This is a genomic window from Kribbella sp. NPDC026611, from assembly GCF_040638345.1.
Classification (GTDB): Bacteria; Actinomycetota; Actinomycetes; order Propionibacteriales; family Kribbellaceae; genus Kribbella.
The window spans coordinates 215,354-240,746 of the sequence record NZ_JBEZYC010000008.1; the positions used below are offsets into that span (position 1 = coordinate 215,354).

At 68.8% G+C, this 25,393-nt stretch carries 27 protein-coding genes and 1 pseudogene; 17 read left to right on the forward strand and 11 right to left on the reverse strand.

Features of this window, described 5'->3' with window-relative positions; all coding sequences use genetic code 11:
- Positions 1 to 23: 23 nt before the first annotated feature.
- Genes AB0E69_RS30375 through AB0E69_RS30385 form a run of 3 tightly spaced genes read right to left on the reverse strand, consistent with a single transcriptional unit; the run spans position 24 to position 2,304 of the window.
- Positions 24 to 422 carry an MAPEG family protein gene (locus tag AB0E69_RS30375; RefSeq protein WP_360153705.1) on the reverse strand — a complete coding sequence of 133 codons (399 nt, stop codon included), beginning with the start codon at positions 420 to 422 and terminating at the stop codon, positions 24 to 26.
- Positions 419 to 1,390 (reverse strand): hypothetical protein, encoded by a 972-nt coding sequence (locus AB0E69_RS30380; protein WP_360153708.1) that lies wholly within the window; start codon positions 1,388 to 1,390, stop codon positions 419 to 421. The genes AB0E69_RS30375 and AB0E69_RS30380 overlap by 4 nt, the downstream gene beginning before the upstream one ends.
- Complete coding sequence (locus AB0E69_RS30385) at positions 1,387 to 2,304, reverse strand: glutamate-cysteine ligase family protein (RefSeq protein ID WP_360153711.1); 918 nt, start codon at positions 2,302 to 2,304, stop codon at positions 1,387 to 1,389. Before AB0E69_RS30385 ends, AB0E69_RS30380 begins: the two co-directional genes overlap by 4 nt.
- 59 nt (positions 2,305 to 2,363) lie before the next feature.
- On the opposite strand from AB0E69_RS30385, the gene AB0E69_RS30390 reads away from it, so the two are divergent.
- The gene (locus tag AB0E69_RS30390) at positions 2,364 to 2,864 is read left to right on the forward strand and encodes a MarR family winged helix-turn-helix transcriptional regulator (protein ID WP_360153714.1); all 501 of its coding nucleotides are present in this window, start codon (positions 2,364 to 2,366) and stop codon (positions 2,862 to 2,864) included.
- Here AB0E69_RS30390 and AB0E69_RS30395 read toward each other — a convergent pair.
- Complete coding sequence (locus AB0E69_RS30395) at positions 2,828 to 3,409, reverse strand: winged helix-turn-helix domain-containing protein (RefSeq protein WP_360153717.1); 582 nt, start codon at positions 3,407 to 3,409, stop codon at positions 2,828 to 2,830. The genes AB0E69_RS30390 and AB0E69_RS30395 overlap by 37 nt on opposite strands.
- Before the next feature lie 58 nt (positions 3,410 to 3,467).
- Here AB0E69_RS30395 and AB0E69_RS30400 point away from each other — a divergent pair, with 58 nt between their 5' ends.
- On the forward strand, positions 3,468 to 4,043 hold the full coding sequence (locus tag AB0E69_RS30400; RefSeq protein ID WP_360153720.1) for a dienelactone hydrolase family protein: 576 nt from the start codon (positions 3,468 to 3,470) through the stop codon (positions 4,041 to 4,043).
- On the opposite strand, the gene AB0E69_RS30405 is transcribed toward AB0E69_RS30400, so the two are convergent.
- Both AB0E69_RS30405 and AB0E69_RS30410 read right to left on the reverse strand, forming a co-directional pair.
- The gene (locus tag AB0E69_RS30405) at positions 4,012 to 5,364 is read right to left on the reverse strand and encodes an alpha/beta hydrolase fold domain-containing protein (RefSeq protein WP_360153723.1); all 1,353 of its coding nucleotides are present in this window, start codon (positions 5,362 to 5,364) and stop codon (positions 4,012 to 4,014) included. The two genes, AB0E69_RS30400 and AB0E69_RS30405, sit on opposite strands and share 32 nt — an antisense overlap.
- A 17-nt stretch (positions 5,365 to 5,381) precedes the next feature.
- The gene (locus tag AB0E69_RS30410) at positions 5,382 to 6,827 is read right to left on the reverse strand and encodes an MFS transporter (protein WP_360153726.1); all 1,446 of its coding nucleotides are present in this window, start codon (positions 6,825 to 6,827) and stop codon (positions 5,382 to 5,384) included.
- A 108-nt stretch (positions 6,828 to 6,935) separates the two neighbouring features.
- Here AB0E69_RS30410 and AB0E69_RS30415 point away from each other — a divergent pair, with 108 nt between their 5' ends.
- Both AB0E69_RS30415 and AB0E69_RS30420 read left to right on the forward strand, forming a co-directional pair.
- The gene (locus AB0E69_RS30415) at positions 6,936 to 7,577 is read left to right on the forward strand and encodes a TetR family transcriptional regulator (RefSeq protein ID WP_360153729.1); all 642 of its coding nucleotides are present in this window, start codon (positions 6,936 to 6,938) and stop codon (positions 7,575 to 7,577) included.
- 75 nt (positions 7,578 to 7,652) lie between these two features.
- The gene (locus AB0E69_RS30420; protein ID WP_360153732.1) at positions 7,653 to 8,768 is read left to right on the forward strand and encodes an epoxide hydrolase family protein; all 1,116 of its coding nucleotides are present in this window, start codon (positions 7,653 to 7,655) and stop codon (positions 8,766 to 8,768) included.
- A gap of 81 nt (positions 8,769 to 8,849) precedes the next feature.
- On the opposite strand, the pseudogene AB0E69_RS30425 reads toward AB0E69_RS30420, so the two are convergent.
- A pseudogene (locus AB0E69_RS30425) lies at positions 8,850 to 9,206 on the reverse strand (GNAT family N-acetyltransferase); the annotation flags it as partial.
- 127 nt (positions 9,207 to 9,333) lie between these two features.
- Here AB0E69_RS30425 and AB0E69_RS30430 point away from each other — a divergent pair.
- Positions 9,334 to 9,822 carry a helix-turn-helix domain-containing protein gene (locus AB0E69_RS30430; RefSeq protein ID WP_360153735.1) on the forward strand — a complete coding sequence of 163 codons (489 nt, stop codon included), beginning with the start codon at positions 9,334 to 9,336 and terminating at the stop codon, positions 9,820 to 9,822.
- 11 nt (positions 9,823 to 9,833) lie between these two features.
- Here the strand turns inward: AB0E69_RS30430 and AB0E69_RS30435 are convergent, their stop codons facing one another.
- Positions 9,834 to 10,724: a helix-turn-helix transcriptional regulator gene (locus AB0E69_RS30435; RefSeq protein ID WP_360153738.1), complete on the reverse strand. Its 891-nt coding sequence runs from the start codon at positions 10,722 to 10,724 to the stop codon at positions 9,834 to 9,836.
- A 156-nt stretch (positions 10,725 to 10,880) separates the two neighbouring features.
- Here AB0E69_RS30435 and AB0E69_RS30440 point away from each other — a divergent pair, with 156 nt between their 5' ends.
- Both AB0E69_RS30440 and AB0E69_RS30445 read left to right on the forward strand, forming a co-directional pair.
- Positions 10,881 to 11,711, forward strand: coding sequence for an SAM-dependent methyltransferase (locus AB0E69_RS30440; protein ID WP_360153741.1), 831 nt, complete (start codon positions 10,881 to 10,883; stop codon positions 11,709 to 11,711).
- A 664-nt stretch (positions 11,712 to 12,375) separates the two neighbouring features.
- Positions 12,376 to 13,557, forward strand: a complete 1,182-nt coding sequence (locus AB0E69_RS30445) for an MFS transporter (protein ID WP_360153744.1) — start codon at positions 12,376 to 12,378, stop codon at positions 13,555 to 13,557.
- A 14-nt stretch (positions 13,558 to 13,571) separates the two neighbouring features.
- On the opposite strand, the gene AB0E69_RS30450 is transcribed toward AB0E69_RS30445, so the two are convergent.
- Positions 13,572 to 14,126 (reverse strand): XRE family transcriptional regulator, encoded by a 555-nt coding sequence (locus tag AB0E69_RS30450; protein ID WP_360153747.1) that lies wholly within the window; start codon positions 14,124 to 14,126, stop codon positions 13,572 to 13,574.
- 70 nt (positions 14,127 to 14,196) lie between these two features.
- On the opposite strand from AB0E69_RS30450, the gene AB0E69_RS30455 reads away from it, so the two are divergent.
- From AB0E69_RS30455 to AB0E69_RS30480, 6 genes are read left to right on the forward strand one after another with little or no spacing between them, the layout of a single operon-like run.
- Complete coding sequence (locus AB0E69_RS30455) at positions 14,197 to 14,874, forward strand: AzlC family ABC transporter permease (protein ID WP_360153750.1); 678 nt, start codon at positions 14,197 to 14,199, stop codon at positions 14,872 to 14,874.
- The gene (locus AB0E69_RS30460; protein WP_360153753.1) at positions 14,871 to 15,191 is read left to right on the forward strand and encodes an AzlD domain-containing protein; all 321 of its coding nucleotides are present in this window, start codon (positions 14,871 to 14,873) and stop codon (positions 15,189 to 15,191) included. Before AB0E69_RS30455 ends, AB0E69_RS30460 begins: the two co-directional genes overlap by 4 nt.
- A 4-nt stretch (positions 15,192 to 15,195) precedes the next feature.
- Entirely contained in the window at positions 15,196 to 15,696 is a 501-nt protein-coding gene (locus AB0E69_RS30465; protein WP_360153756.1) for a hypothetical protein, read from the forward strand.
- Between the two features lie 3 nt (positions 15,697 to 15,699).
- Positions 15,700 to 16,401, forward strand: coding sequence for a tyrosine-protein phosphatase (locus AB0E69_RS30470; protein ID WP_360153759.1), 702 nt, complete (start codon positions 15,700 to 15,702; stop codon positions 16,399 to 16,401).
- 55 nt (positions 16,402 to 16,456) lie between these two features.
- Positions 16,457 to 17,347: an ABC transporter permease gene (locus AB0E69_RS30475; RefSeq protein ID WP_360153762.1), complete on the forward strand. Its 891-nt coding sequence runs from the start codon at positions 16,457 to 16,459 to the stop codon at positions 17,345 to 17,347.
- Positions 17,334 to 18,095 (forward strand): ABC transporter ATP-binding protein, encoded by a 762-nt coding sequence (locus tag AB0E69_RS30480; protein ID WP_360153765.1) that lies wholly within the window; start codon positions 17,334 to 17,336, stop codon positions 18,093 to 18,095. Before AB0E69_RS30475 ends, AB0E69_RS30480 begins: the two co-directional genes overlap by 14 nt.
- Here the strand turns inward: AB0E69_RS30480 and AB0E69_RS30485 are convergent.
- Both AB0E69_RS30485 and AB0E69_RS30490 read right to left on the reverse strand, forming a co-directional pair.
- On the reverse strand, positions 18,092 to 19,090 hold the full coding sequence (locus tag AB0E69_RS30485; protein ID WP_360154187.1) for a glycosyltransferase family 2 protein: 999 nt from the start codon (positions 19,088 to 19,090) through the stop codon (positions 18,092 to 18,094). The two genes, AB0E69_RS30480 and AB0E69_RS30485, sit on opposite strands and share 4 nt — an antisense overlap.
- Positions 19,091 to 19,102: 12 nt before the next feature.
- A complete protein-coding gene (locus AB0E69_RS30490) occupies positions 19,103 to 20,587 on the reverse strand; it encodes an LCP family protein (protein WP_360153768.1) in 1,485 nt (494 codons plus the stop codon).
- Between the two features lie 252 nt (positions 20,588 to 20,839).
- On the opposite strand from AB0E69_RS30490, the gene AB0E69_RS30495 reads away from it, so the two are divergent.
- The 4 genes from AB0E69_RS30495 to AB0E69_RS30510 all read left to right on the forward strand — a co-directional run bounded on the left by AB0E69_RS30495 (position 20,840) and on the right by AB0E69_RS30510 (position 25,367).
- Positions 20,840 to 21,685 (forward strand): serine protease, encoded by an 846-nt coding sequence (locus tag AB0E69_RS30495; RefSeq protein ID WP_360153770.1) that lies wholly within the window; start codon positions 20,840 to 20,842, stop codon positions 21,683 to 21,685.
- 63 nt (positions 21,686 to 21,748) lie between these two features.
- Entirely contained in the window at positions 21,749 to 23,836 is a 2,088-nt protein-coding gene (locus tag AB0E69_RS30500) for a spermidine synthase (RefSeq protein WP_360153773.1), read from the forward strand.
- Between the two features lie 74 nt (positions 23,837 to 23,910).
- Complete coding sequence (gene galE, locus AB0E69_RS30505) at positions 23,911 to 24,864, forward strand: UDP-glucose 4-epimerase GalE (RefSeq protein ID WP_360153776.1); 954 nt, start codon at positions 23,911 to 23,913, stop codon at positions 24,862 to 24,864.
- Between the two features lie 89 nt (positions 24,865 to 24,953).
- Positions 24,954 to 25,367 (forward strand): cyclic nucleotide-binding domain-containing protein, encoded by a 414-nt coding sequence (locus AB0E69_RS30510; protein ID WP_360153779.1) that lies wholly within the window; start codon positions 24,954 to 24,956, stop codon positions 25,365 to 25,367.
- Positions 25,368 to 25,393 lie beyond the last annotated feature (26 nt).

The following is a 25,393-nucleotide window of genomic DNA, read 5'->3' on the forward strand; positions in this document are numbered from 1 at the left end:
TGGGGTCCTATCTAGACCAGATCTCAGATCGTCGCGATCGCGGTCACGCCGAGCGCGATGCCGACCAGGTAGGTGCCCATGGCGCCGATGTCGCGGAGCGGACCGTGCGTCGCGAGCGTCCGGGAGGTCAGCATGCCGACCGCGTGCGTGACCCGCACCACCAGGGCCGCGACGGCGAGGATGTCGATCAGCACGCTGTCCGACAGAGCCGAGCAGACGAGCAGCAGCACGATCATCGTCGGCACGTACTCGGCGGCGTTGCCGTGAGCCCGGACCGCGATCATCAACCGATCCGTGGGGTCGGTCGGGAGCTGGTTCCCGGCACCGCGCAGAGCCCGGTTCCGGGTGACGTTGGCGCCGAGCAGGAACAGCAGGATCCCCAGCGCGGCGATGCAGCAGACAGTGACGGTACTGATAGTCATGTGAGTACTCCTTCTCGAACGGTCGCCAGCTGGCGCACGATGGTGTGACTGAGCTCGGTCTCGAGCAGGGCGTCGGTCTTGTGCATGCCGCCGGGACAGGTGACGTTGACCTCGATCAGCCGGCCGCCGATCACGTCCAGACCGGCGATCGCCAGGCCGTGGCGACGCAGGACCGGACCGAGCGCGGCGACGATCCGGCGGTCGTCGGCGTCGATCTCGGCCGCCGTGACCGGTGGCCCGATCCGGAAGTCGTCGGCCGCCGGCCGGCGCAGCACCGCGCCGATGATCTCGCCGTCCAGCAGGAACAGCCTCTTGTTGCCCTGCGCAACGGATTCCAGGTACTGCTGGGCGATCACCTGCCGGCGCCCGCCGTGGGTCGCCGACTCCAGCAGCGCGGTCGCACTCCGGTCGTCCGGCACGAGCCACACGCCGCGTCCGGCGAACCCGTCGACGGGCTTGACGACCGTCGCGCCGACCCGGGCCACGAACGCCCGCAGCTCCCGCGGGTCCGCACCGACGTACGTCGCCGGGCACAGCTCGGGGAAGTGCAGCGCGACCAGCTTCTCGTGCATCGCCCGGATGCCTTCCGGGCGGTTGATCACCCGCGTGCCGGCCCGCTCGACCAGGTCGAGGAGGTACGTCGTGTGCAGGTACCGCGCGTCCACCGGCGGATCGATCCGCAGCTGCACCAGCTCGCAGGACGCCACGTCGATGACCGCGCTGCCGGCGTCGTCCCACCAGGTCGCGTCGACCAGCCAGCGGTGGTCGCCGCCGGCCGGGCGCCGCGGCCGGAGCCGGATCCGGCGCGCGTTGGCGCGGACGCGCCCGTCGACCACGGCGAGGTGCTCCGGCTCGCAGCACCAGACGTCGTACCCCAGATCCTGCGTGGCGCTCATCAGCCCGATGCTTGCGTCGATGTCGGCCTGGAGTCCGACGATCGGATCGGTGACGAACAGGACGCCGCTCATGCCGCCACCTCCGCACCGCGGAAGGACAGGGCCGGGTCGCCCGCCGCAGCGGCTCGCCAGTGCTCGGCCAGGTGGTGCCGCTCGGGTTCGAGGCTCCGGAGGACGTTGCGCCGGTGCGCGTCGTCGTACATCAAGCTGGTGAGGACGGCGACCGCGCATTCGGTGTCTGACGGTTCCTGAGCGTCGAGGAAGCGGACCTCGAGGTAGCTGCCGCGCGGCCGGACCGGCGGGAACAGCGTGCTGACGTGCCCGTCCGGACCGTCGACGAACACCTCAGCGCCGGCAGCGAACGCGATGTACGCCGCGACCGGGTCGTCGCCGTACAGCACGCGGTCGTCGAAGCCGGTGCGGGCCGGGTCGACCTCCAGCCAGGTGCTGAGTCGACCGCCCGGGCGTGCGAACGCGGCTGCCAGGAACGGGCCGGCGAGGTTGAGCACGCGCCACTGCTCGAGTCCTGCGCTGCCCGGCCACCAGTCCAGGCAGACCTGGGTGGATGCGGTACGCCGCATCATCCGGCGACCGGCCGGGCCGATCCGATCGAAGTGCCGCTGCATCTCGACGTACCGCGGCGCGGTCAGCTGCAAGGGCACGTCCAGCCGTGGATCGACCGGGACCGGTGCGAGCGAAATGCCTGCCGCGATCAGGTGCCGGCGCAGATCCGCGGTCAGCGCGCGCAGTTCGCGCACCGGATCCAGCGCGGGCGGCAGGCTCAGCTCGAGCTGGCCGCCGGGCTCGAACGAGATGTACGGCGCGGCGCTCGATCCGGCGGCGGCGGCGCGGACGCGCTCGATCGGCACCACGCCACCGTCGGCGGCGGAGACGACGTACTCCTGCTCGAGGGCGACGCGGACCGTCCGCCGGCGCCCGCGGGCGAACAAGCCGGTGACGACTGGGTGAAGCTCCCCGTGATCCATCGGGCCCTCCCTGATACCGTAAGGATTCCTGTCAAAATATTGGAAGGTATCCTTACAACATGTCAAGCCCTCAGCCACCACGTCCTGATCGCAAACCGCTGATCGCGCTGGTCGAGCGCGCCCATCGCGCGCTGCAGTCGGACATGGTGCGCCGGGCGCAGGCCGACGGGCACACCGAGGTCAAGATGGCCCACAACTCGGTCTTCGGCTTCCTGCACGCCGGCGGCGCCCGGGCCGCGGACATGGCCACCCGGGCCGGGATCACCCGCCAGTCGATGGGTGAGGTGATCCGCGACATGGTCGCCCTCGGCCTGCTCGAGATGCGGGCCGACCCGAACGACGGCCGGGCCAAGGTCGTCGACTACTCCGAGCACGGGACGGCGGTCGCAGCGGACGGTTTCCGCTATCTGTTCGAGCTCGACCGTCGGCTCGAGCAGGAGTTCGGCGTGGAACAGTACGCCGTCGTCCGGGACGTACTCGACCGTCTGCCAGAGGTCCTCGAGCGGTACGCCGCCGAGGAGGCTCAGACCTCGTCGCCGGCGGGCGGCAGGGTCGGGTAGTCGATAATCGGGTAGAGGCCGACGGTGAAGCCGTACGTCGTCGAACCGGAGCGCGGCAGCTGGTCGAAGCTGTGGATCAGCCGGTCGACCTGCTGCCAGAACTCGCGCGCCCGCTCCTCGGGGATCCGCGCGTGCCGGATGAACGAGCGCATTTCGCCCGCGTCGTAGGCCGCCTTGGACTCCTCGGCCGCGACCTCGAAGTCGTTGAAGTCGTGCGGCAGCTGTCCCTCGGCACCTTGCCGGCCGAGGCCGACGTAGAACATCCGGGCCGCGCGCCCGTAGAACCGCTCCTCGATCGCGCGCACCTTCCGGGTCCGGACCACTCGCAGGATCCCGGCGTCGGTCAGCACCTTCACGTGGTGCGCGACCGTGCTCTTCGGCCGCTTGACCGCGGTGGCCAGCTCGGTGACGGTCGCGGCCCGCTCGTGCAGGAGGCCGAGGATCGTCGTCCGCAATGGGTCGCTGATGGCCCGGACCTGCTCGGCGGTGGTGAGCTCGACGGTGTCCGCGAGCTCGTAGTCCGGCACCGGCCTGTTGATCGCCATGATGCCAATAGACTAACATCGCGGATTGTTCGAGATATTTGGATCATTGGAGCTGACGATGGCTGAGATCGTGCTGTACCACCACGCGCAGGGACTGACCGACGGCGTGCAGGCGTTTGCCGAGGAGCTACGGCAAGCGGGCCACACCGTGCACACGCCGGACCTGTACGAGGGCCACACCTACGCGACACTCGAGGAGGGGATCGAGTACGCGAAGAAGACCGGCTTCGGCGCGGTCATGGAGCGCGGCATCGAGGCCGCCCAGAGCCTGCCGGAGCGAGTCGTGTACGCCGGCTTCTCGCTCGGCGTGATGCCCGCGCAGAACCTGACGCAGACCCGGCCCGGTGCGGTCGGTGCCCTGTTCTACTACTCGTGCCTCCCGACGGAGGAGTTCGGCGAGTGGCCGACCGGCGTCCCGGTCCAGGTCCACGCCAAGGAGGAGGACGAGTTCTACCTGGAGGACGCCGAGGCGGCGAAGGCACTCGTGGAGACGGTCGACGGCGCCGAGCTCTTCCTCTACCCCGGCAAGGAGCACCTGTTCGCCGATTCCTCCCTCCCGGCGTACGACGAGGCCGCGGCGAAGCTGATGACCGAGCGGACTCTCAGTTTCCTCGCGCGGACCACGCCTGCGTGATGAAGCGGCCGATCCGGGCGTTGGCCAGGGTGGTTTCCGGTGCCTCTTCCAGGACCAGTGGGAAGGCGTGGAGCATGCCGGGCCAGACGGTCAGGTCGGTGTGGACGCCGGCGGACTTGAAGTGGGCGGCGAGGGTCTGGATGTCGCTCAGCAGGACCTCTTGGCTGCCGACCATCAGCATGGTTGGCGGTAGCCCGGTGGGATCGGCGTACAGCGGGGACATGAGCGGGTCGTGGGTGTTGAGGGTGCCGTTCTTCGTGTAGCTGTCGTAGACGAGCTTTCGCTGGCCGGGCGAGAGGATCGGGTCGCGATTGGCGAGGGTGCGGAAGGTCTTGCCGGTGAGGCTCAGGTCGGCCACGCCCGACAGCGAGACCAGGGCGGCCGGCAGCGGTACGCCGTACTTCTTCAGCGTCAGCGCTGTGGTCAAAGTGAGGTTGCCGCCGGCCGAGTCGCCCATGACCGCGATGCGGTCCGCGCTACCGGTTTGTTGGAGCAGCCAACGGTACGCCGTGATGCTGTCATCGTGTCCGGCTGGATAGGGGAGGAGACGGTAGTGGGCCAGGAGGACGCAGGCGTTGGTCTGTTGGGAGATCGTGGCGGCCCAGCGGCGAGGGCCGTTGCCTGCTTCGGAGGTGAAGCCGCCGCCGGGGAGGTAGAGGATCGCGTGGTCCTTCGTGGCGGTGCGGGCGCAGATCCACTCGCTGCGAACGCCGTTGGCAGAGATATCCGTGCGGGTCGCCCAGGATTGCACGGCGGGTGGTTCGGCCAGGGTGCGTTGGTTGGAAGCCCTTAGTTCACTGGGGTTTTCGGGCAGGCCGACGACCTGTGGGAAGGCCATCGGGACGAGGTAGAAGACCGATCCGATCGCGCTGGGGACGGCTGGGACCCGGTTGGATGGTCGAGCCGGGGTCAGTTGGATGGTGGCGACGGCGTAGACGATGACGGCCAGCGGTGTGACCAGTGCCGCGGTCAGTCGACGCAGTCCGCTGAGCCAGACGAGCCACACCGGTAGTAAGAGCAGGGACGCGGTGGTGAGGATCGCCGAGGTCAGGTAGAGGCCGCGGTCCGGTGGTAGGGCTGCGTTCGTCAGCCAGACCAGCGAGCGGGCGGCGGTGACGACCAGCCCCGCCGCCCCAACGGCCCGTAGGACGCGTCCGGGGCGGCGGAGCGTCCAGGCCGTCAGCAGCAGCGGCAGCACGATCGCGACCAGGACGAAGGCCGGCCACCAGACCCACCGTGGGTCGAGGTCGAGCAGTACGTCCGGAAACCGCAGCCAGGCAGTCAATCCGAGGAGAAGGGCCGCAACACCAAGTGCTTTCATGCACCTGACGCTAGGAACTACCCCACCGGCTCGGCGTCTACCGAACGGATGCTCTCCGGTACCTCGGAAGATGTACGCCGCGTCGGAATGAACGACGCCACCGCCAGCGCGGTCAGCGCAGCCCCCGCACCGATCAGCAGCACCACGCGGAAGCCGGTCTGCGACGGCAACGTGTACCCGCCGAGGCTGATCGTCAGGTTGGCCAGAATCACGCCGGCCACCGCGCTCGACACCGACGTACCGATCGACCGCATCAGCGTGTTGAAGCTGTTCGCGGCGGCCGTCTCCGACACCGGTACGGCGGCCATGATCAGCGCCGGCATCGCGCCGTACGCCAGGCCGATGCCCGCGCCGATCAGCAGCGACACCAGCACGAGCTCCCAGACCTCGCTCATCAGCGCGGCGCCCACGCCGTATCCGGCCGCGACCACGACCGCACCGAGCATCAGCGTGACCTTCGGGCCGCGGGCCTTGGAGATCTTCGCCGAGAACGGCGCGGTGACCAGCATGATCAGACCGGACGGTCCCATCACCAGACCGGACGTGAGCATCGACTGGCCCAGCCCGAAGCCGGTCGCCTTCGGCATCTGCAGCAGTTGCGGCAGCACCAGCGACATCGCGAACATCGCGAACCCGAATACCATCGAGGCCAGGTTGGTCAGCAGCACCTGCGGCCGCGCCGTCGTGCGCAGGTCGACCAGCGGCTGCGGCGTACGACGCTCCCACCAGCCCCAGACCAGCAACGCGACCACGGCGAGCGCGAACAGGCCGAGCGTGCGACCGCCGGTCCAGCCCCAGGTCGCACCCTGAGAGATTGCCAGCAGCAACGAAACCAGACCGATCGACAGCCCCAGCCCGCCCGGCAGGTCGAACCGGCCGCCGGACCGCACCGCTGACTCCGGGACCAAGCGCACGACCAGCCCGAACACGATCACGCCGAGCCCGGCCGACACCCAGAACAGCGTGTGCCAGTTGAAGTTCTCCGCCAGCAACGCCGCCGCGGGGAGGCCCAGCGCGCCACCGACGCCGAGGGACGCGCTCATCTGCGCGGTCGCCGTCCCGAGCCGCTCGGTCGGGAGCTCGTCGCGCATGATGCTGATCCCGAGCGGGATCACTCCGGAGGCCATGCCCTGCAGTGCCCGGCCGGCGATCATCGGGCCGAGCGAGCTGCTCAGCGCGGCCACGACCGAGCCGCTGATCAGCAGGCCGATGCTGATCAGCAGCATCCGGCGCTTGCCGTACATGTCGCCGAGCCGGCCCATGATCGGCGTCGCGACCGCGGCCGCGAGCAGGGTCGCGGTGATCGCCCAGGCGGTCTCGGCGGCCGACGCGTGCAGCAGCCGCGGCAGCTCGGGGACCAGGGGAATCACCAGGGTCTGCATCAGCGCGACGGTGATGCCGGCCGAGGCGAGCACCGGTACCACGGCGCCTGAGCGCACGGCCGGCGCAGTTGAAGCGGACATCGAGAGCCTCCGAAGGCGGACAGCGGTAGGTAGTTGGTTTCTGCAACCATACATTATGTCAGGCAGTTGACTTAAACAAGTCCGCGAGGCACACTGGAGGAGATGATGATGGCGAAGGCGGTCCGGTCGGCGCGGGTGAACACGACCCGCGAGCTGATCCTGACGACAGCCGAGCGGATGTTCGCCGAGCGCGGTGTGCACGAGGTGTCGAACCGGCAGATCAGCGAGGCGGCCGGGCAGGGCAACAACACCGCGGTCGGGTACCACTTCGGCACCAAGGCGGACCTGATCCGCGCGATCGTCCAGAAGCACGCCGAGCCGATCGAGGCGCGCCGGCGCGAGCTGCTCGCCGAGATCGGCGACACCCCGGACCTGCGCGACTTCGTGACCGTGCTGGTCCGGTCGTCGACCGACCACATGGCCGGCCTCGGTACGCCGAGCTGGCTCGCCCGGTTCAGCGCGCAACTGATGAACGATCCGGCGCTCCGGATGATCCAGATCGAGCTGTCGCTGAACTCACCGTCGATGCTGCGGATCGTCGACGGCCTCGGTGAGCTGCTCGCCGACCTGCCGGAGCCGGTGCGCAGGGAGCGCGGCGACATGGCCCGGCACCTGATCGTGCAGATGACCGCAGAGTTCGAGCGGGCGCTGGCGGAGGGCCGGCCGACCACGCGGGCGACCTGGCGGGAGATGGCCGACGGGCTGATCGACGGCATCGTCGGCATGCTCACCGCGCCGGTGACGACGTGAGCGTGCTGATCGGGTGCCCGGCGCCGGCGGTCCTCGAGGACTGAAACTGTCCGCGCGCCGGGGTAGGTTCGGCGCGTGCGTGAGTATCGGATCGACGTACCGCAGCAGGCCGTGGACGACCTCGGGGAGCGACTGCGGCAGACTCGTTGGCCTCGGCAACTACCTGGGTCGGGGTGGGCCCGTGGTGTGCCGGTTGACTATCTGCGGTCTGTTGCCGAGCGGTGGCTTGCTTATGACTGGCGGAAGTGGGAGGAGCGACTCAACGCGTATCCGCAGTTCGTGACGGAGATCGATGGGCAGCTGATTCACTTCCTGCACGTGCGGTCGCCGTCGCCGGACGCGTTGCCGTTGGTGCTGACACACGGGTGGCCGGGGTCGGTGGCCGAGTTCCTGGACGTGATCGGTCCGCTGACGGATCCTGCGGCTCATGGCGGCGATCCGCGGGACGCCTTTCATGTGGTGGCGCCGTCGGTGCCTGGGCACGGATTCTCGGTGCCGTTGCAGGACGGGTGGGACCACGGGCGGATCGCGCGGGCATGGGCTGTGCTGATGTCGCGCCTGGGCTACGAGCGGTACGGCGCGCAGGGTGGCGACACGGGGTCGGTGGTGTCGCCGCTGGTCGGGCAGGTGGATCCGGAGCACGTTGTCGGCGTACACATCAATGGGGGACTGGCGTTTCCTGCTGTGGAGCCAGGGGACGTGTTGACCGACGTCGAGCGGGAGCGGTTGGCTGCGGCCGAGCGGTTGCGTGCGGTCGGGACCGGGTACGCCGAGCTGCAGGGGACCCGGCCGCAGACGGTGTCGTTTGGGCTGAGCGACTCGCCGGCCGGCCAGCTGGCGTGGGTGCTGGAGAAGTTCTGGGAGTGGACCGACCCGGCGCGCGAGCTGCCGGAGGATGCGGTCGCGCTGGACCATCTGCTGACCGATGTGTCGATCTACTGGTTCGCGAACACGAGCGCGACGTCAGCCAACCTGTACTACGAGAACCGGCAGGCTGCGGAGGTCGTCAGACCGGGAGTGCCGGTGGGCGTCGCGGTGTTTCCGACCGATCCGGCGATCCGGCAGGTGCTAGACCGTCAGCACCACATCGTCCACTGGTCGGAGTTCACCCGCGGTGGGCACTTCGCCGCGCTGGAGGCGCCCGACCTGCTCGTCGACGACATCCGCGCGTTCTTCCGGCTGGTCCGGTAGGCGGGCGTCGACGACGAAGTTGACTACCGTGCCGTCGCGCTCGGCGGTTGCCTCCGGCCAGCGGTGCCGGACCATCCGGAGTGCGGCGTCGTTGGTGGCGCCAACGACGAAGAGGAAGCGCCGGGCTCCGGCGGCCAAGGCGTCCGCGGCCGCGGTGGAGAGCATCCGGATGCCGAGCCCCTTGCGTTGCTCCGCCTCGGCGATCACGGCCGCGAGCTCGGCGGTCGCCTCGCCGGGCGCCCAGGCCCACATCGCGTGGCCGACGACGGTCTCGCCTCCCGCCTCTGCATCCGCGCGACCGGATTCGTCGGTTCGGGTGGCGACGAAGGCGGCGCCGGTCGGGCAGAGCATCCGCAGCAGGACCGCCGGACGCGGTGGCCGGCCGATCGCGGTCTGGAACCGGAAGTAGAGGCTGAGGTCGGTCAGCCCCATCAGCATTCGGGCCAGCTCGTCCGTGTCGGGTTCACCGGCGCGGCGGACGACGGGCGGTCCCACCTGGGTCTGGTTCACGGATTCAGCCTGACTCCACTTGGCTGAGTCTGTCAAGCAGACTTATCCTGGTGGTATGACCATGACCGAGCAGCCGTCGGCGGCGATGAACTGGTCGACCGAGAACTGCACGATCTCCCGCACGATGGAGATCCTCGGCGACAAGTGGACGTTCCACGTCCTGCGCGAGGTGTTCGTCGGCGTCCGGCGTTTCGAGGACATCCGGAGCCGGGCGGGGATTCCGCGGCAGGTGCTGACCGAGCGGCTGGCGGCGCTGATCGAGCGCGGGCTGATCCGGCGGCATCCGTACCGGCTGCCGGGGCAGCGGGAGCGTTCGGAGTACCGGCTGACGCAGGCCGGGCTCGACCTGTATCCGGTGCTGGTGGCGATGATCCAGTGGGCCGATCAGTATCTGCCACTGGACGATGGTCCACCGCTGATCCCTACGCACCGTGGCGACTGTGGCGGCAAGGTCTCTGTCGCCTTGCAATGCGACGGCGGTCATGAACCGACGCCCCGCGAGGTCTCACTGCAACCTGGACCGGGCGCCAAACCGCGCAGCTAGGGCGTGTCTCCCTAGGCCTCGCCGCGCTGGTCGAGGAGCTCGAGGGCGTGGCGGAGGATGCCTTCGGTCTCGCGCGGCTGGGCAGCGCTGATCGAGACCGAGTCCATCGTGACGACGTACGCGTCCAGCTCCTCGCGCTTGTCGAGGTACACGGCGCTGGTCAGGTGCTCGATGTAGACGATGTCCGGGAGATCGGTGTCGTTGAACCGCAGCAGGGTGAACGCGCTGCCGGTCGCGGTGTAGCCGCCCTTCGCGAACGGGATGATCTGCAGCGTGATGTTGTGCCGGTGGGACGCTTCCAGCAGGTACTCGAGCTGGTCCTTGAGGATTGCGCGGCTGCCGATCGGGCGGCGCAATACCCCCTCGTCGATCACGGCCCACAGCCGGGCAGGTCGCTGTCTCGTCAGCACCTGCTGGCGGTTCATGCGCAACGCGACAAGGCGTTCCTGCTCTGCTTTGGACAGTGGGCGGTCCTGGCGACCCAGGGCGATCGCGGCGCGTGCGTAGTCGGGGGTCTGCAGCAGGCCGGGGACGAACTGGAGCTCGAAGGTACGGATCAGGTCGGCCGCCATCTCGAGGCCGAGGTACGAGTGGAACCAGGTCGGCGTGACATCGTCGTACCGCTGCCACCAGCCCGGGTTGTTGGCTTCCCGGGCCATGTTGAGCAGACGCTCGCGTTCCTGGCTGTCGTCCAGTTTGTACAGCGTGAGCAGGTCCTCGACGTCGCGGACCTTGAACCCGACCCGGCCGAGCTCGAGCCGGCTGATCTTGGACTCCGAGCCGCGGATCGCCCAGCCGGCCTCGCTCCGGCTGACGTGGGCCGCCTCGCGAAGGCGGCGCAGATGGACCCCGAGCATGATGCGCAGGACGGTCGGGCCGCCGTACGCGCCCGGTTCGGTCACCCCTCGCCTCCCAGCGTTCACCCGGTGCAGTTGTAGATCATTTCACAACGGATTGTGAATCGGTCCAGCCCGACGCGCTGACTCGGTGTCCGCGCGCCCGCACGGTCAGTAGAGTCGGTGGCACACATCCCGATTACTCTCTGCGAGGTTCCGCCGATGGCCGATGCCACCAAGGCACCCAGTTCGAACCCGGTGGGCGTGGACACCACCCGAGCCAGCATCGCGCGGGTGTACGACGCCGCGCTGAACGGCAAGGACAACTTCGAGATCGACCGTGAAGTGCTCCGGCAGGTCGCGTCGGTGGCGCCTCAGGTCAACGACCTCGCGTGGTCGAACCGGAACTTCCTGATCCGCGCCTGCCGGTTCCTGGCCGGGCAGGCGGGCATCACGCAGTACCTGGACTGTGGTTCCGGCCTCCCAACCGCCGAGAACACCCACCAGGTCGTGCAGCGGCTGGCGCCGGAGGCGAAGGTCCTCTACATCGACAACGACCCGGTGGTGCTCGCACACGGGCGGGCGCTGCTGGAGGAGAACGAGAACACGCTGTTCGTCAGCGCGGACATCTTCGACCCGGACGAGGTGCTGAACCTGCCCGAGGTCAAGGAGTTCCTGGACTTCAGCCGGCCGATCGCGGTGATCCAGAACGGCACGCTGCACCACTACATCGGCGACGACGGACCGGCGATCATGCAGAAGTACGTCGACGCCGTGGTGCCCGGCTCGTACACGGTCGTGGCGCACTTCTTCGACCCGGAAACCCCCGAACACTCGGCGATCGCCCGCCAGATGGAAGAAAAGTTCCTCCACAGCCCGATGGGCAGCGGCAAGTTCCGCACCCGGAAGGAACTCCTCGAACTCTTCCCCGACCAGGAACTGATCCCGCCCGGCCTTGCGCTGTGCGACGAGTGGTGGCCCGACGGCCCCCGAATCAAACCCCTCAACCAGGTGGAGGAATGCATAGCCGCCGCCGTCGGCCGCAAACTCTAGTCCTCCCCACGCGGGCTACGCGGGCGCTCTGTCGTCGCTACGCTCCTCCGACGCACCCGCTCCACCCACTCCCACCCACCCGTCTTCTACCGGCTGGCGCCGGTGGGTTCCCGGCTACCGCCGGGGCTGCTCGCTGGCGCTCGCGGGTGAAAGCCCCGGGCGGGCTTGGTGAGGTGAACTGGATGTGGTGGGTGGTGGGGTGGTTCGCCCTACGCGGTGCTGCGTGGGTGCCGTTCGTCGCTGCGCTCCTCACGGCACCCACTACGCGCCGCCCCACCCACCCGTCTTCTACCGGCTGGCGCCGGTGGGTTCCCGGCTACCGCCGGGGCTGCTCGCTGGCGCTCGCGGGTGAAAGCCGCGGGTGGGGCTGGTGACGTGGGCTGGCTGTGGTGGGTGGGTGCGGGTCGTTCATCCTGCGCGGTGTTGCGTGGCACCATCCACCCGTTCGTACCGGCTGGCGCCGGGGGTTGCTCGCTGCGCTCGCGGGTGAAAGCCACTGGGTGGAGCTGGTGACGTGGACTGGTTGTGGTGAGTGGGTTCGGGTGGTTGGCTCGCGGTACTACGTGGGTGCTGTTCCCCACCACCTGCGACCTGGGGCCGCCGTGGTCTCCAAGGTCGTGGAGGGTGCTGGTTTTGGCATATGGCGGTCGGGTACTCGCAGTGGGTGACTGTAGAACTTATTAGGACGCGCCGTCGTGGGCCGTTTCTCGTCACTGCTTTTGCGTTGTTTGTGTTGTTGTTCGACGGCAATCTGCCTGCCCCGCTGTACGGCGTCTACCGGGAGCGTTTCGGGTTCTCGGGGACCGAGCTCACGTTGATCTTTGCCGTCTACATGGCGGTGTTGGTGCCGTCGTTGCTGGTCTTCGGGCAGTTGTCGGATCAGGTCGGGCGGCGTCGGGTGCTGCTTGGCGGTCTCACGTTGGGTGCGATCGGTCTGGTCGTGCTCGGTGCCGCGCAGAGTACCGCCTGGCTCTTCGCCGGGCGGATTGCCGCTGGCGTTGCCCTCGGCGCTACTGCGGGTACGGCGGCTGCGTCGCTCGTCGAGCTGGAGCCGGATGACGATCACGGTAAGGCCGCGCTGGCGACCGTATTGGCGCAGAGCGGCGGCAGTGCGGCTGGTCCGTTGGTGGCGGGCATGCTGGCGGAGTGGGCGCCCGCCCCGCGACAGCTGCCGTACGGCGTGGGTCTCGTCCTCACCGCCGTCGCAGCGATCGCCGTACTCCGGCTGCCGAGTGAGGCAACCAGCGGCCGCTGGCGTCCTCAGCGCCCGTCTGTACCTGCGGAGATTCGCGCCGACTTCGCCCGAGCGAGTCTGAGCGGCGCGACCGTCTGGGCGGTTGGCGGCCTCTTCCTGTCCGTCGTCCCGTCGTACGTCGCGCAGCTGCTGCACAACCACAATCTCGCCTTGCTGGGCGCCGTCGCGGCGATGATGCTGGCCGCGGCCTGTGCGGTGCAAGCGGTCTCGGTTCGCGTGCAGCTCGCACCCCGCATCGCTCAACCCGCCGGCCTCGTCGCCCTGATCGTCGGTCTCGCCGCGCTCGTCGGCGCGTTCCCGGCTAAGTCGCTACTTCTGGTCGTCGCTGCCGCGATCTTCGCCGGTGCCGGCCTCGGCCTGACGTATTTCGGTTCACAGGCCGAGATCAACCAACTCGCACCGGGCGAGCGCCGCGGCGAGGTGACCGCCGCCTTCCTGACCTGCGTGTACCTCGGTGTCGCCGCCACCGCGATCTCGACCGGCCTGCTGAGCGACGCCTACTCGTTGCCCACAGCAATCGACATCGTCAGCGCGGTCGCCGTGGCCGGCGCACTGGTCGGCATCGGCTGGCGGTTGAAGCCGAACCGCTGACCGAGCCGCGGGACCTACACGTGCTCGGAGACGAGCGTCGCCGCCGTCCCTTCCTCCAGCGCCTGGAAGATGTGCGGCAGATCGCCGGGGTACGCGATGTAGTCACCCGGCAGCAGCTCGACCGGATCGTCGGTGGGACCAACGAGTGCGCGGCCCGATCCGAGAATGACGTGCTCGACCACGCCCGGCATGTGCGGCTCGGACCTCCGGCCGGGGCCGGGTGACGCGACGATCCGGTAGAGGTCGCGCCGGGCGTTCGGCGGGCTGGACGCGACCAGCGTGGCGCTGTACTCCGCGTGCTCGGAGTAGACGACCGGGCCTTCGTCCGCGCGGATCACCTGCACCTTCGGCCGCGGCGGATCGATCAGGTTCGCGAACGGAGTATCGAGGGCCACGGCCAGCGCCCACAGCGTCTCCACACTCGGGTTCCCGGTGCCGGACTCGAGTTGCGAGAGCGTGGACTTGGCGACCCCGGCCCGCTTCGCGACCTCGCTCAGGGAGAGCCCGGCCCGCGCCCGGTGCCGCCGCAGGGACGCGGCGATCACGTCGAGCGGTGCTTTGCTGTCCATCAGGTGTTCGCTCCATCGGTACGGTCGTTCGGGTTGACGAACGGGCGGCGTTGCGTTCATCATAATGCCCATGCGTTCGATCTGGCGAACACTCGACCGGGGACTGGCCCGGGACATCGGACTGGTCTGCCTGGCCGACGGCGTGGTCGGGATCTCGTACGGCGCGATCAGCGTCGGCGGCGGGTTGCCGTTGTGGGTCCCGGTGCTGCTGTCGGTCGTGGTGTTCGCGGGTGCCTCGCAGTTCCTGTTCGTCGGGATCGTGGCGGCCGGCGGGAGCCCGATCGCGGCGATGATCGCGGGGCTGCTGGTGAACAGCAGGCACGTCGCGTTCGGGCTCGCGGTCAGCGACGTGATCGGGTCGGGCTGGCGCCGGTGGCCGGGGAGTCACCTGATGACGGACGAGAACGTGGCATTCGCGATGGGCCAGGAATCCCCGACGCAGAAGCGAGCGGCGTACTGGGCCGGCGGGATCGGCATCTTCGTCTGCTGGAACGTCGGCGTGGTCGTCGGTGGGCTCGCGGGGTCGGTGATCACGGACACCGATGTGTTCGGCCTCGATGCGGCGTTCCCGGCCGTGCTGCTGGCGCTGGTCCTGCCGGCGCTCCGCGAGCGTCAGACGCGGAAGGCCGCGCTGGTGGGCATCGTCGTGGCGCTCGCCACGACCCCGTTCCTGCCCGCGGGGTTGCCGGTACTCGCAGCGCTCACCGGACTGCTCTTCTACAAGATGAAAGCCGAGGTGCCCGCATGAACACCCCGGTGCTGCTGGTCGCGATCGGAATCCTTGCTCTGGGCACCTTTTCGCTCCGGTTTGCCGGGCCTGCGCTGCGGAGCCGGGTCGAGATTCCGGAGCGGGTGCAGCAGGTGCTGGCCGTCGCGGCGGTGGTCTTGCTGGCCGCGCTGGTTGCGACGAGTGCGCTGACCGCGGGCCACGGTCCGGCGGGAATCGCCAGGCCGGCCGGGGTGCTCGTGGGTGGGGTGCTCGCCTGGCGCAAGGCGCCGTTCGTGCTGGTCGTGGTGGCCGCCGCGGCGACCGCGGCCGTGCTGCGAGTTCTCGGCGTACCGTAGTCCGGTGCAGAAGACTTTGACGCGGATCGCCATCGCTTGCTGGGTGGTCGGTCTGGCGCTGACCGGCTTCTTCGTCTGGCGGATCGTGGTGAACGTGCCGAGGTCGCCGACCCCGATCGACGGCGGCGTCCACGTCAAGCTCGACAAGCCGGGGCTGACGATCTACTCGTCGGTGCCGGTACTGCGACCGCCCTGCACGGCGAAGGACGCCAACGACGCCGAGGTCCCGATCTACCACCCGAAGGGCTCGGAGACGATCACGCTCTACGGCGACACCTGGTACGTCGTCGCGAAGTCGCAGCACAAGGTGCCGCCGGGGGACTACGTCGTCACCTGCAACGACACGGCCACCAGCGCGACGTACGCCGTCGGTCCGCGCTCGAGCGTCCTCCAGTTCGTCCTGTCGATCTTCGGCGCGATCGGCTCGTTCCTGCTGTTCGCGATCGTCGGCGGCGTCCTGCTCGCCATCGGGATCGTTCGTGGCCGTCGTCTGCAGGACCGGTGACGGATGGACCTCGACTGGCCCGGCTGCCGTAACGCCCGCGACGTCGGCGGCCTACCGACCGCGGACGGACGCACGATTCGCAGCGGCGTCCTGATCCGCTCGGACAGCCTGCAGTACCTCACCGACGAGGGCGTCGACGCCGTACGCCGTTCTCCGGTTGCGCGGATCCTCGACCTGAGAGGTGACCGTGAAGTGGAGCTGGCGCCGACCCCGTTCACCGGTACCCCACTGGCCGTCCGGCAGCGTCTGCAGGACCCGGCCGACCCCGAGCACGGCCGGCCGACGATCGTCGAGGCCTGCACCTGGATGCTCGACCAGCGCCCAGAGCTGTTCGCCGCCGCGGTCAAGGCGATCGCGGACGAGCCGGACGGTGCCGTCGTCGTGCACTGTCACGGCGGCAAGGACCGCACCGGCATGGTCGTTGCGCTGGCCCTGAGCGTGGCCGGCGTACCCGAGGAGGAGATCGTTGCCGACTACTTCCTCACCCAGCAACGGCTCGCGCCCTGGCTGGAGGAGCAGCTCGCCGCGGAGCCCGACCCGACGAAGCACCCCGAGATGCTCGAGTTCCGCGACACCCGGGCCGAGTCGATCGTCGCGATCCTGCGCCACCTGGACACCAAGTACGGCGGATCCGAGGCATACCTGCGGCTCGGTGGTCTTACCGACGCCGACCTCGAGCGGTTGCGCGAGCGCCTCGTCGAGTAGACCGTCGGGTAGACCTCTGTCAGCACCGCGTCACGCAGCGCAGTAGATTAGCGCAATGCCGACCGCCGCAGCGCCGACCGGGGCGACCGGCCCCGCGGCCCTGGCCGAACGCTACGGACTCTCCAAGAGCTCGATCCGCCCTCCGCTCGGCTCGTACCTCCGCGAGCTGTGGAGCCGTCGCCAGTTCGTCCTCAGCTACGCCACCGCACGCACCTACGCCATGTACGCCGGGGCCCGCCTCGGCTCGCTCTGGCAGGTGCTGACGCCGCTGCTCAACGCGGCCGTCTACTACCTCGCCTTCGGTGTCCTGCTCGGCACCAAGAACGGGATCGACAACTACGTCGCGTTCCTGCTCAGCGGGATCTTCGTCTTCACGTTCACCCAGCGCTGCATGACCGAAGGCTCCCGCTCGCTGGCGCTGAACCTCTCGCTGATCCGCACGCTGCACTTCCCGCGCGCGACGCTCCCGCTGGCCTACGTGCTGAACGAGCTCAACCAGATGCTGGTCTCGCTGCTGATCCTGTTCGTGGTCGTTGGTTTCACCGACGGTCCGTCCTGGCGCTGGCTGCTCGTCGTCCCGGCGATGCTGCTGCAGGTGATGTTCAACGTCGGGATCACGCTGGTGTTCGCGCGGATCGGCACCTTCGTCACCGACATCACCCAGCTGCTGCCGTTCGTCACCCGAACCTGGCTGTACGCGTCCGGCATCTTCTTCTCGCTGCCGGCCAAGCTGGACCAGGTCGACGCGCCCGGCTGGGTCGTGCAGGTACTCGCGTTCAACCCGATCTCGGCGTACATCGACATCGTCCGGCGGTCGCTGCTCGAGGAGCACAAGGCGAACGAGCTGCCGCACGCGTGGGCGATCGCGATCGTCTGGTCGTTCGTGATGCTCGCGGCCGGGTTCCTCTACTTCTGGCAGGCGGAGGACCGCTATGGCCGAGGCTGACAAAGAGCCGACCGTGATCGCCGACCGGCTCGACATCATCTACAAGGTGATCGCGGGGCAGGGCGGCAAGGGTACGGCGGCGACCGCGTTCCGGCGGATCCTGAACCGCCAGGACCGGCCGACGATCCGCGAGGTGCACGCGGTCAAGAGCATGAGCTTCATCGCCTACAAGGGCGACGCGATCGGCGTGATCGGGCGCAACGGCTCCGGCAAGTCGACGCTGCTGCGCGCGATCGCCGGCCTGCTGCCGCCCGCGGGCGGTGCCGTCTACACCGGCGGGCAGCCGTCGCTGCTCGGCGTGAACGCGGCGATGATGAACGACCTGACCGGCGACCGCAACGTCGTCCTCGGCTGCCTGGCGATGGGCATGTCCGGCGCCGAGATCCAGCGCCGGTACGACGAGATCGTGGAGTTCTCCGGGATCGGCGACTTCATCGACCTGCCGATGTCGACGTACTCGTCCGGGATGGCGGCGCGGCTGAAGTTCGCGATCGCGTCCGCGAAGACGCACGACATCCTGCTCGTCGACGAGGCGCTCGCGACCGGGGACGCCGAGTTCCGGGTCCGGTCGGAGCGGAAGATCAAGGAGCTCCGCGACCAGGCCGGCACGGTCTTCCTGGTCAGCCACAGCCTCGACGTGGTCCAGGAGACCTGCAACCGCGCGATCTGGCTGGACGCCGGAGTACTGCGCCTCGACGGCCCGGTGCACGAGGTCGTCGAGGCCTACATCAAGTCGACCAGGGGCTAGACGGCCTTCGGCTTCTCGCGCAGTCCGACGAGGAAGCCCAGGCCCCAGGAGACGTGCATGGTCGCGCAGACCAGCGGCATCCAGAACAGCGCCTTCCAGGGCAGGTAGCGGCCCTCGACGGCGCTGCCGAGCAGCAGGAGTACGGCGTACCCGAGCGGTGCCAGGAAGCCGAGGTCGAGCCAGCTGACCCCGGTGGCCAGGCCGACGATGCCGAGGATGGTGCCGACGGCCAGCAGGATGACCGCGACCGGGGGAGCCAGGTACCGCTTGTTGGCGGTCTCCGGGTGCCGGCGGATGACCTCGCGCCGCCACTGGCCGGTGTGGAAGAACTGCTTCGCCACCGCGGACAGCGACGAGCGCGGCCGGTAGGTGACGGACAGGTCCGGGCTGAACCAGATCAGGCCGCCGGTCTTGCGGATCCGGTAGTTCAGCTCCCAGTCCTGGGCGCGGTGCATGGTCTCGTCGAAGCCGCCGACCCGCTCCAGAGCGGCCCGCCGGAACACGCCGAGGTACACGGTGTCGGCCGGTCCGGCCTTGCCGCCCTGGTGGAACGTCGACGCGCCCAGCCCGAGCCGGGACCGGTACGCACACGCCACCGCCATCTCGGTCGGCGTCCGGCCCTCGGCCGCCATCACGCCGCCGACGTTGTCCGCGCCGCTCTCGTCCAGCACCTCGACCGCGCGCTGGATGTACCCGTCGGTGAGCGCGCCGTGGCCGTCGACCCGGACCAGGATGTCGTGCTTGGCGTGGGCGATTCCGACGTTCAGCGCGGCCGGCGTCTTGCCGGTCGGGTTCGGCACGATGCTGATCCGGTGGTCCTTCTCGGCCAGCTTGTCGGCGATCTCCTGGGTCCGGTCCTTGCTCGGCCCGATCGCGAGCACGACTTCGAGCTCACCCGGGTACTCCTGGTCGAGGACGCGGCCGACGGCTTCCTCGAGGTGACGTTCCTCGTTCAGCACGGGCATCACGACGGAGACGGGTGGCCAGTGGGACAACGGCATATCAGGTCAGGCCTTACAGATCGATGCGACGTCGTCGACGCCGGTGGCGGGTTGGGTCGGTGAGCTCGTCGGCTTCCTGGTGCTGTGTGACGTGCTCGGCTTCTTGGTCGTGCTCGTGGTCGGACTGCTACGCGTGGTGTTCGGGTTCTTACCGTCCCCTCCCGAGCCGCCCTTGTCCAGCGCTTCCGACTTCGCGATGGTCTCGGCGACCTTGGTACGGATCAGCGCGAAGTCCGGGTCGCTGGTGCGGATCAGCGGGGGGACCGCGGAGAAGCTTGACACCGGCAGCTTCTTCGCGTCCAGCGCGAGATCCGTGAAGGTGCCTAGCTCGCCGGCCGGAATGCTGGTCTTGACCACCTGTTTGCTGGCCGACGCGATGCCCTGGAACTTGGTCAGCACGGTCGACGGCGACAGCTGGTTCAGCATCGCCGACATCACGCACTTCTGCCGGGCCATCCGCTCGTAGTCCGACGACTCGGCCCGGGACCGGGCGAACCAGAGCGCGTGGTAGCCGTCCAGGTGCTGGTTCTTGCCGGCCTCGATGTAGCCCTTGATCGGCGACGTGCCGCCGCCGATCGGGACCCGTTTGCCGATGTCCAGCGTGATCCCGCCGACCGCGTTCAGCAGGTCACGGAAGCCGGCCAGGTCGATCAGCACGTAGTAGTTGATCTTCAGCCCGGTGACCGCCTCGATGGCCTGCGTGGTCGCGGTCTCACCGGGGTTCGGGTCACCCGGGAACAGGTTCTTGTGGCCGGCGGCGTACGTGTAGACGGCGTTCAGCAGGCACTCGGCGGCGCACTTCTTCCACTGGAAACCGTCGGGGAACTGCTTGGCCATTGCCGTCCCGGCGGGGAACGGGACCTTGGCCAGGTTCCGCGGGAGGCCGATCAGGACGGTCCGGCCGGTGTCGGCGTCGATGCTGGCCACGGTCATGCTGTCCGGCCGGGTGCCGATCCGGTCCGCGCCCGAGTCGCCGCCCATCAGCAGCACGTTGTAGCGGCCCTTGTCGGCCTTCGAGGACTTCCCGCTGCCGAACACGCTGGCGACGAAGTCGCGCTGGGTGTTCACGATCACGCTGGCGTAGATCAGGGCGCCGACGACCACGAAGATCAGCACGCCGTCCAGGATGCTGGTGACGAGACGGTGGTTCCGCTCCAGCGTCAGCGGCTGACCGAGCCGGTACGCGTCGACGAACAGCGCGGCCCACCCGATCGCGAGCACGATCAGCAGCAGCTGGACGCCGCGCAGGGTGCCCGGCCGGGCCAGGAAGTTGATCGTCCCCGAGCGCCAGATCAGCCCGAGCACGACCAGGAAGACCACGATCGCGATCAGCCCGGCGACCACCCGCCAGACCCAGCGCCCGGTCCGCCGGCTGCCCGCCACGATCTGCGCCGATCCCGGGAGGACCAGCGTCATCAGAACCAGCGTCACCGCCCGCTTGAACCGCACCGGCTCGCGGAGATTGCGCAGGTCTGGCTTCTCCTGCGGCATGACGTCCTTCCGTTCTCCTCCGGGCGGGCTGCTGCCGACCGTACCTTGTCCCGCACCCGTCACCAGTTACGACGTGCCGGGCCGGAAGATGGTTCGGACAAAGGCGGATCCGGAGACGAAGAGTAGCAGGGCCGACACACAGCGCAGGAAAACCCCTGCAATCACCCGGCTTGACGCAGTTGTGATGGCCGGAGCCGGGCAGATGCGTTACGAAGTCCTGCAAGCACATTCAGTGAGAACAGGAAACCGCCCATGAAACTGTTCCGTTCACTCCTGGCTGCCACCGCGGCCGCCTCCCTCACGCTGCTCGGCGCCACCACCGCCCAAGCAGCGCAACCCGCCGTCCAGACTCCTGGTGCCGACTTCACCGGGATCGCGGCGCTCAGCAACTGCTCCGCCTCGCTCGTCCGGTACGCCGAGTCCGTCAGCACCGACAGCGCCCTGGTGCTCACCAACGGGCACTGCTACGAAGGCGGGTTCCTCCAGCCCGGCCAGGTGCTGGTGAACAAGGCCTCGTCGCGCTCGATCACCCTGCTGCGGCCGGACTCGAGCCGCGCCGGCACGATCCGCGTCAACCGGATCCTGTTCGGCACGATGACGAAGACCGACATGATCGTCTACCGGATCAACGAGTCCTACGCGTCGATCAAGAGCCGGCTCAACGTCAGCCCGCTGACGCTGGCCAAGCAGGGCCCGGCCGACGGCGCCGGTATGGCGGTCGTGTCCGGCTACTGGAAGCGCATCTACACCTGCTCGGTGCAGAAGACGATCCCGACCCTGCGCGAGGGCGACTGGACCTGGCAGAACTCGATCAAGTACCAGCAGCCCGGTTGCGAGACCATCGGCGGTACGTCCGGATCGCCCGTGGTCAGCACCACCACCGGTGAGATGATCGGCATCAACAACACCGGCAACGAGGACGGCGAGACCTGCACGATCAACAACCCGTGCGAGGTTGACGCGAACGGTAACGTCACCGTCGATCAGGGTGCGGCGTACGGCCAGCAAACGTGGTGGCTCTACACCTGCCTGACCGCGACACGCGCGATCGATCTGAACAAGTCGGGTTGCCAGCTGCCGAAGCCGGCCGGCCGCTGACCGTCGGTCACCAGCTGTGCGGGGTGACGCAGACCACTTCGATATCCGGTAACGTCGCCCCGCATGGCCGTCGACTCATCCACTCACCAGGTCGTGACACCAGGCTGGTCGAGCCCGTTCGGAGTACGGACGCGGCTCGTCGCCTCCAGTGCGCTGATGCTGTTCACCGAGCTCGCACTGATCCGCTGGACCGGCTCCAACGTCGTCCATCTCAGCTACTTCTCGAACTTCGTGCTGCTCGGCTCGTTCCTCGGCATCGGGATCGGCTTCCTCCGGTCCGGTCGCGCGAAGTGGCTGCCGTACTACTCGCCGATCATGCTCGGGCTGCTCGTCCTGGTGATCGCCTGGAAACCGGTCACGGTCGACCGGGGCAGTTCCTCCAGCGTCATCTACTTCACCAGCCTGAACACCACCGGCCCGCCGGTCTGGGTGATCCTGCCGATCATCTTCGTGGCCGCGGCGATCGTGCTGGCCGGTCCGGCCGAGCTCGTCGGGCGCTGTTTCGGTGAGGTGCCGCGGCTGACGGCGTACCGCTTCGACCTGGTCGGCAGCCTGGTCGGGATCGTGACGTTCACGGCCCTGTCGTTCCTGGGGGCGCCGCCGATCTGGTGGGGCGCTGTCGTGACGGTCGTCTTCGCCGCGCTGATGATCCCGCGGGCGTCCGGCGTGCCCGGTCGCCGGGTGGTCGCCACCGGGCTGAGCGCCGTACTGGTGCTGTGCCCGTTGATCGTGATGCTCGGCGTGCTGTTCCACGAGTCGACCAAGGCGGACCTGAGTTGGTCGCCGTACTACAAGGTGCAGACCAAGCAGTACACCTGGGAAGGGGTGCCGCTGCTGACGATCACGGTGAACGGCGTACCGCACCAGCAGGCGATCCCGGCGGACGCGCGGCTGCAGTGGGAGCCGCAGTACGGGCTTCCGTACGAGCGGGCCAACGCCGGCAAGCAGCCGAAGAACGTCCTGATCATCGGGGCCGGCTCCGGGTCGGACGTCGCGATCGCGCTGAAGAAGGGCGCGACGCACGTGGACGCGGTCGAGATCGACCCGCGGATCCGCAACCTCGGCAAGCAGCTGAACCCGGACCGTCCCTACCAGGATCCGCGGGTGACGTCGCACATCGACGACGGGCGGGCGTTCCTGTCCCGGACGGACAAGAAGTACGACCTGATCCTGCTGGCGCTGCCGGACTCGCTGACGCTGGTGAACGGCGCGAGCTCGCTGCGGCTGGAGAGCTACCTGTTCACCGAGCAGGCGTTCAAGTCCGCGAAGGAGCACCTGAACCCGGGTGGTGCCTTTGCCATGTACAACTATTACCGGGAGACCTGGCTGATCGACCGGCTCGCCTCGACGGCCCAGTCGGCCTTCGGGCACAAGCCCTGCGTGGACAAGGTCGGCGACGACCTGCAGCAGGCCGTGGTGACGGTCGGACTGACCGAGCAGGACCAGACCTGCAGCGCGGCCTGGCCGGGCCCGTCGGCGATCACGCCGCCGCCGGCCACCGACAACCGTCCGTTCCTCTACCTGTTCACGGACCGGATCCCGGGGCTGTACCTCGTGACGCTCGGGCTGATCCTGGTCGCCGGCGTGATCGGGGTCGGCATCGCCGGCGGCGGATCGTCGTACCGGCGGATGCGTCCGTACGTCGATCTGTTCCTGCTCGGCGCCGGCTTCATGCTGCTGGAGACGAAGAGCATCACCGGCTTCGCACTGCTGTTCGGTACGACGTGGGTGGTCAACGCAATCGTGTTCGCCGGCGTGCTGGTGGCGGTGCTGGCCGCGGTCGAAGTGACCAGGCGCTTCCGGACACCACCGGTGAAGGTGATGTTCGCGATCCTGTTCGGCGGTCTCGCGCTGTCGTGGATCTTCCCGGACAGCTGGCTGCTCGCGATGCCGGTCGGCCTGCGGGCGCTGGTCGCCGTACTGATCGCGTTCCTGCCGATCTTCGCGGCGAACGTGATTTTCGCGAAGCGGTTCACCGACACCAAGGACGCGACCGCCTCGTTCGGTGCGAACCTGCTCGGCGCGATGCTCGGCGGCTGCCTCGAGTACGCCGACCTGCTGATCGGGTTCCACGGTCTGCTGATCATCGCCGCGGTCCTGTACGCGGGGGCGTTCCTGCTGACCCGGCGAACGCGGTACGCGCTGAGTTAGCGAGGAGTTAGCGCTGGTACGGGTTCGGCCCGCCTGCGTGTGCGCGGCTGGGTGGTCCTGGCACCATCGGTGACATGACCTGGCTTGTGACTGGTGGTGCGGGATATATCGGTGCGCACGTGGTGCGGGCCTTCCGGAGCGATGGGATCGACGTGCGGGTGATCGACGACCTGTCGAGCGGGAAGGCCGAGTTCGTCCCGGACGGCGTGCCGTTCGTGCTGGCCAACGTGCTCGACGGTCCGGCGGTACGCGAGGCGCTCGACGGGGTGAGCGGAGTCGTGCACCTGGCCGGCTTCAAGTACGCCGGGGTGTCGGTCGAGCGACCGCTGCACACGTACACGCAGAACGTGACGGGCATGGTCTCGCTGCTCGAAGCGATGGCGGAGCAGGAGATCCACAACATCGTCTTCTCGTCCAGCGCCGGCGTCTACGGGACGCCGAAGGACGAGGTGGTGACCGAGCAGACGCCGCCGGACCCGCAGTCGCCGTACGGCGAGTCGAAGCTGATCGGGGAGTGGCTGCTCCGCGATCAGGCTGCCGCCAGCGAGTTGCACCACACTTCGCTGCGCTACTTCAACGTGGTCGGTTCTGGTGACCCGTCGGTTTACGACGCCAGCCCCTACAACCTGTTCCCGATCGTCTGCAACCTGCTGGCGCAGGGCAAGGTCCCGCAGATCTACGGCACCGACCACCCGACGCCCGACGGCACGTCGGTGAAGGACTACGTGCACGTCGCCGACCTCGCCCGGGCCCACGTCGCGGCCGCCCGCGCTCTGGAGGCCGGCAAGGAGTTGGAGCGCGTCTACAACCTCGGGAGCGGCACCGGTACGTCGGTCCGCGAGATCATGGACGCCGCCCGCCGGGTGACCGGGATCGACTTCACCCCGACCGAAGGCCCGCGCCGCCCGGGCGACCCGTCCCGCGTGGTCGCGAACGGTGACGCCGCGACCCGGGACCTGGCCTGGAAGAACACCTTCACGGTCGACGAAATGTTCGCGACCGCCTGGGCGGCCTGGCCGAGAAGCTGAAAGGTCCTGACGATCCCTGCCGGGCTGTACTCTGTGCCGCATTCACGTTGTTGCCCGTCGTCCGGGCACCGATCGAGGGGTGCGATCCCATGAGTTACGAGAGCCTGCCGCAGTTCCTGGCGAAGATCGACCTCTTCGAGGGTCTGTCGAAGGACACGCTGTCGGACCTGATCGAGCGTGGCACCACGCTCAAGATCCCGGCCGGCGGCCACGCGGTCGACCAGGGCGCCGACGACGCCGGGCTGCAGGTCGTCCTGGAGGGATCGGCCGAGGTCACGGTCAACGGCGTGGTCCGGGAGCCGCTGGGGGTCGGCGACTACTTCGGTGAGATCTCGCTGATCGACGGGTTGCCGCGGTCCGCGACGATCGTGGCCGGGCCGGACGGCCTGTCCACGTTTGCGCTCTCGTCGCTGGCGTTCGCGCCGGTCGTGCGGGAGAACTCCGAGGTGGCCCAGACCCTGCTGAAGGCGCTGACCGCCCGGATCCGCTCGCTGGAGTCCTGAAGCTGAGCCCTGGGGAGACGGACGGC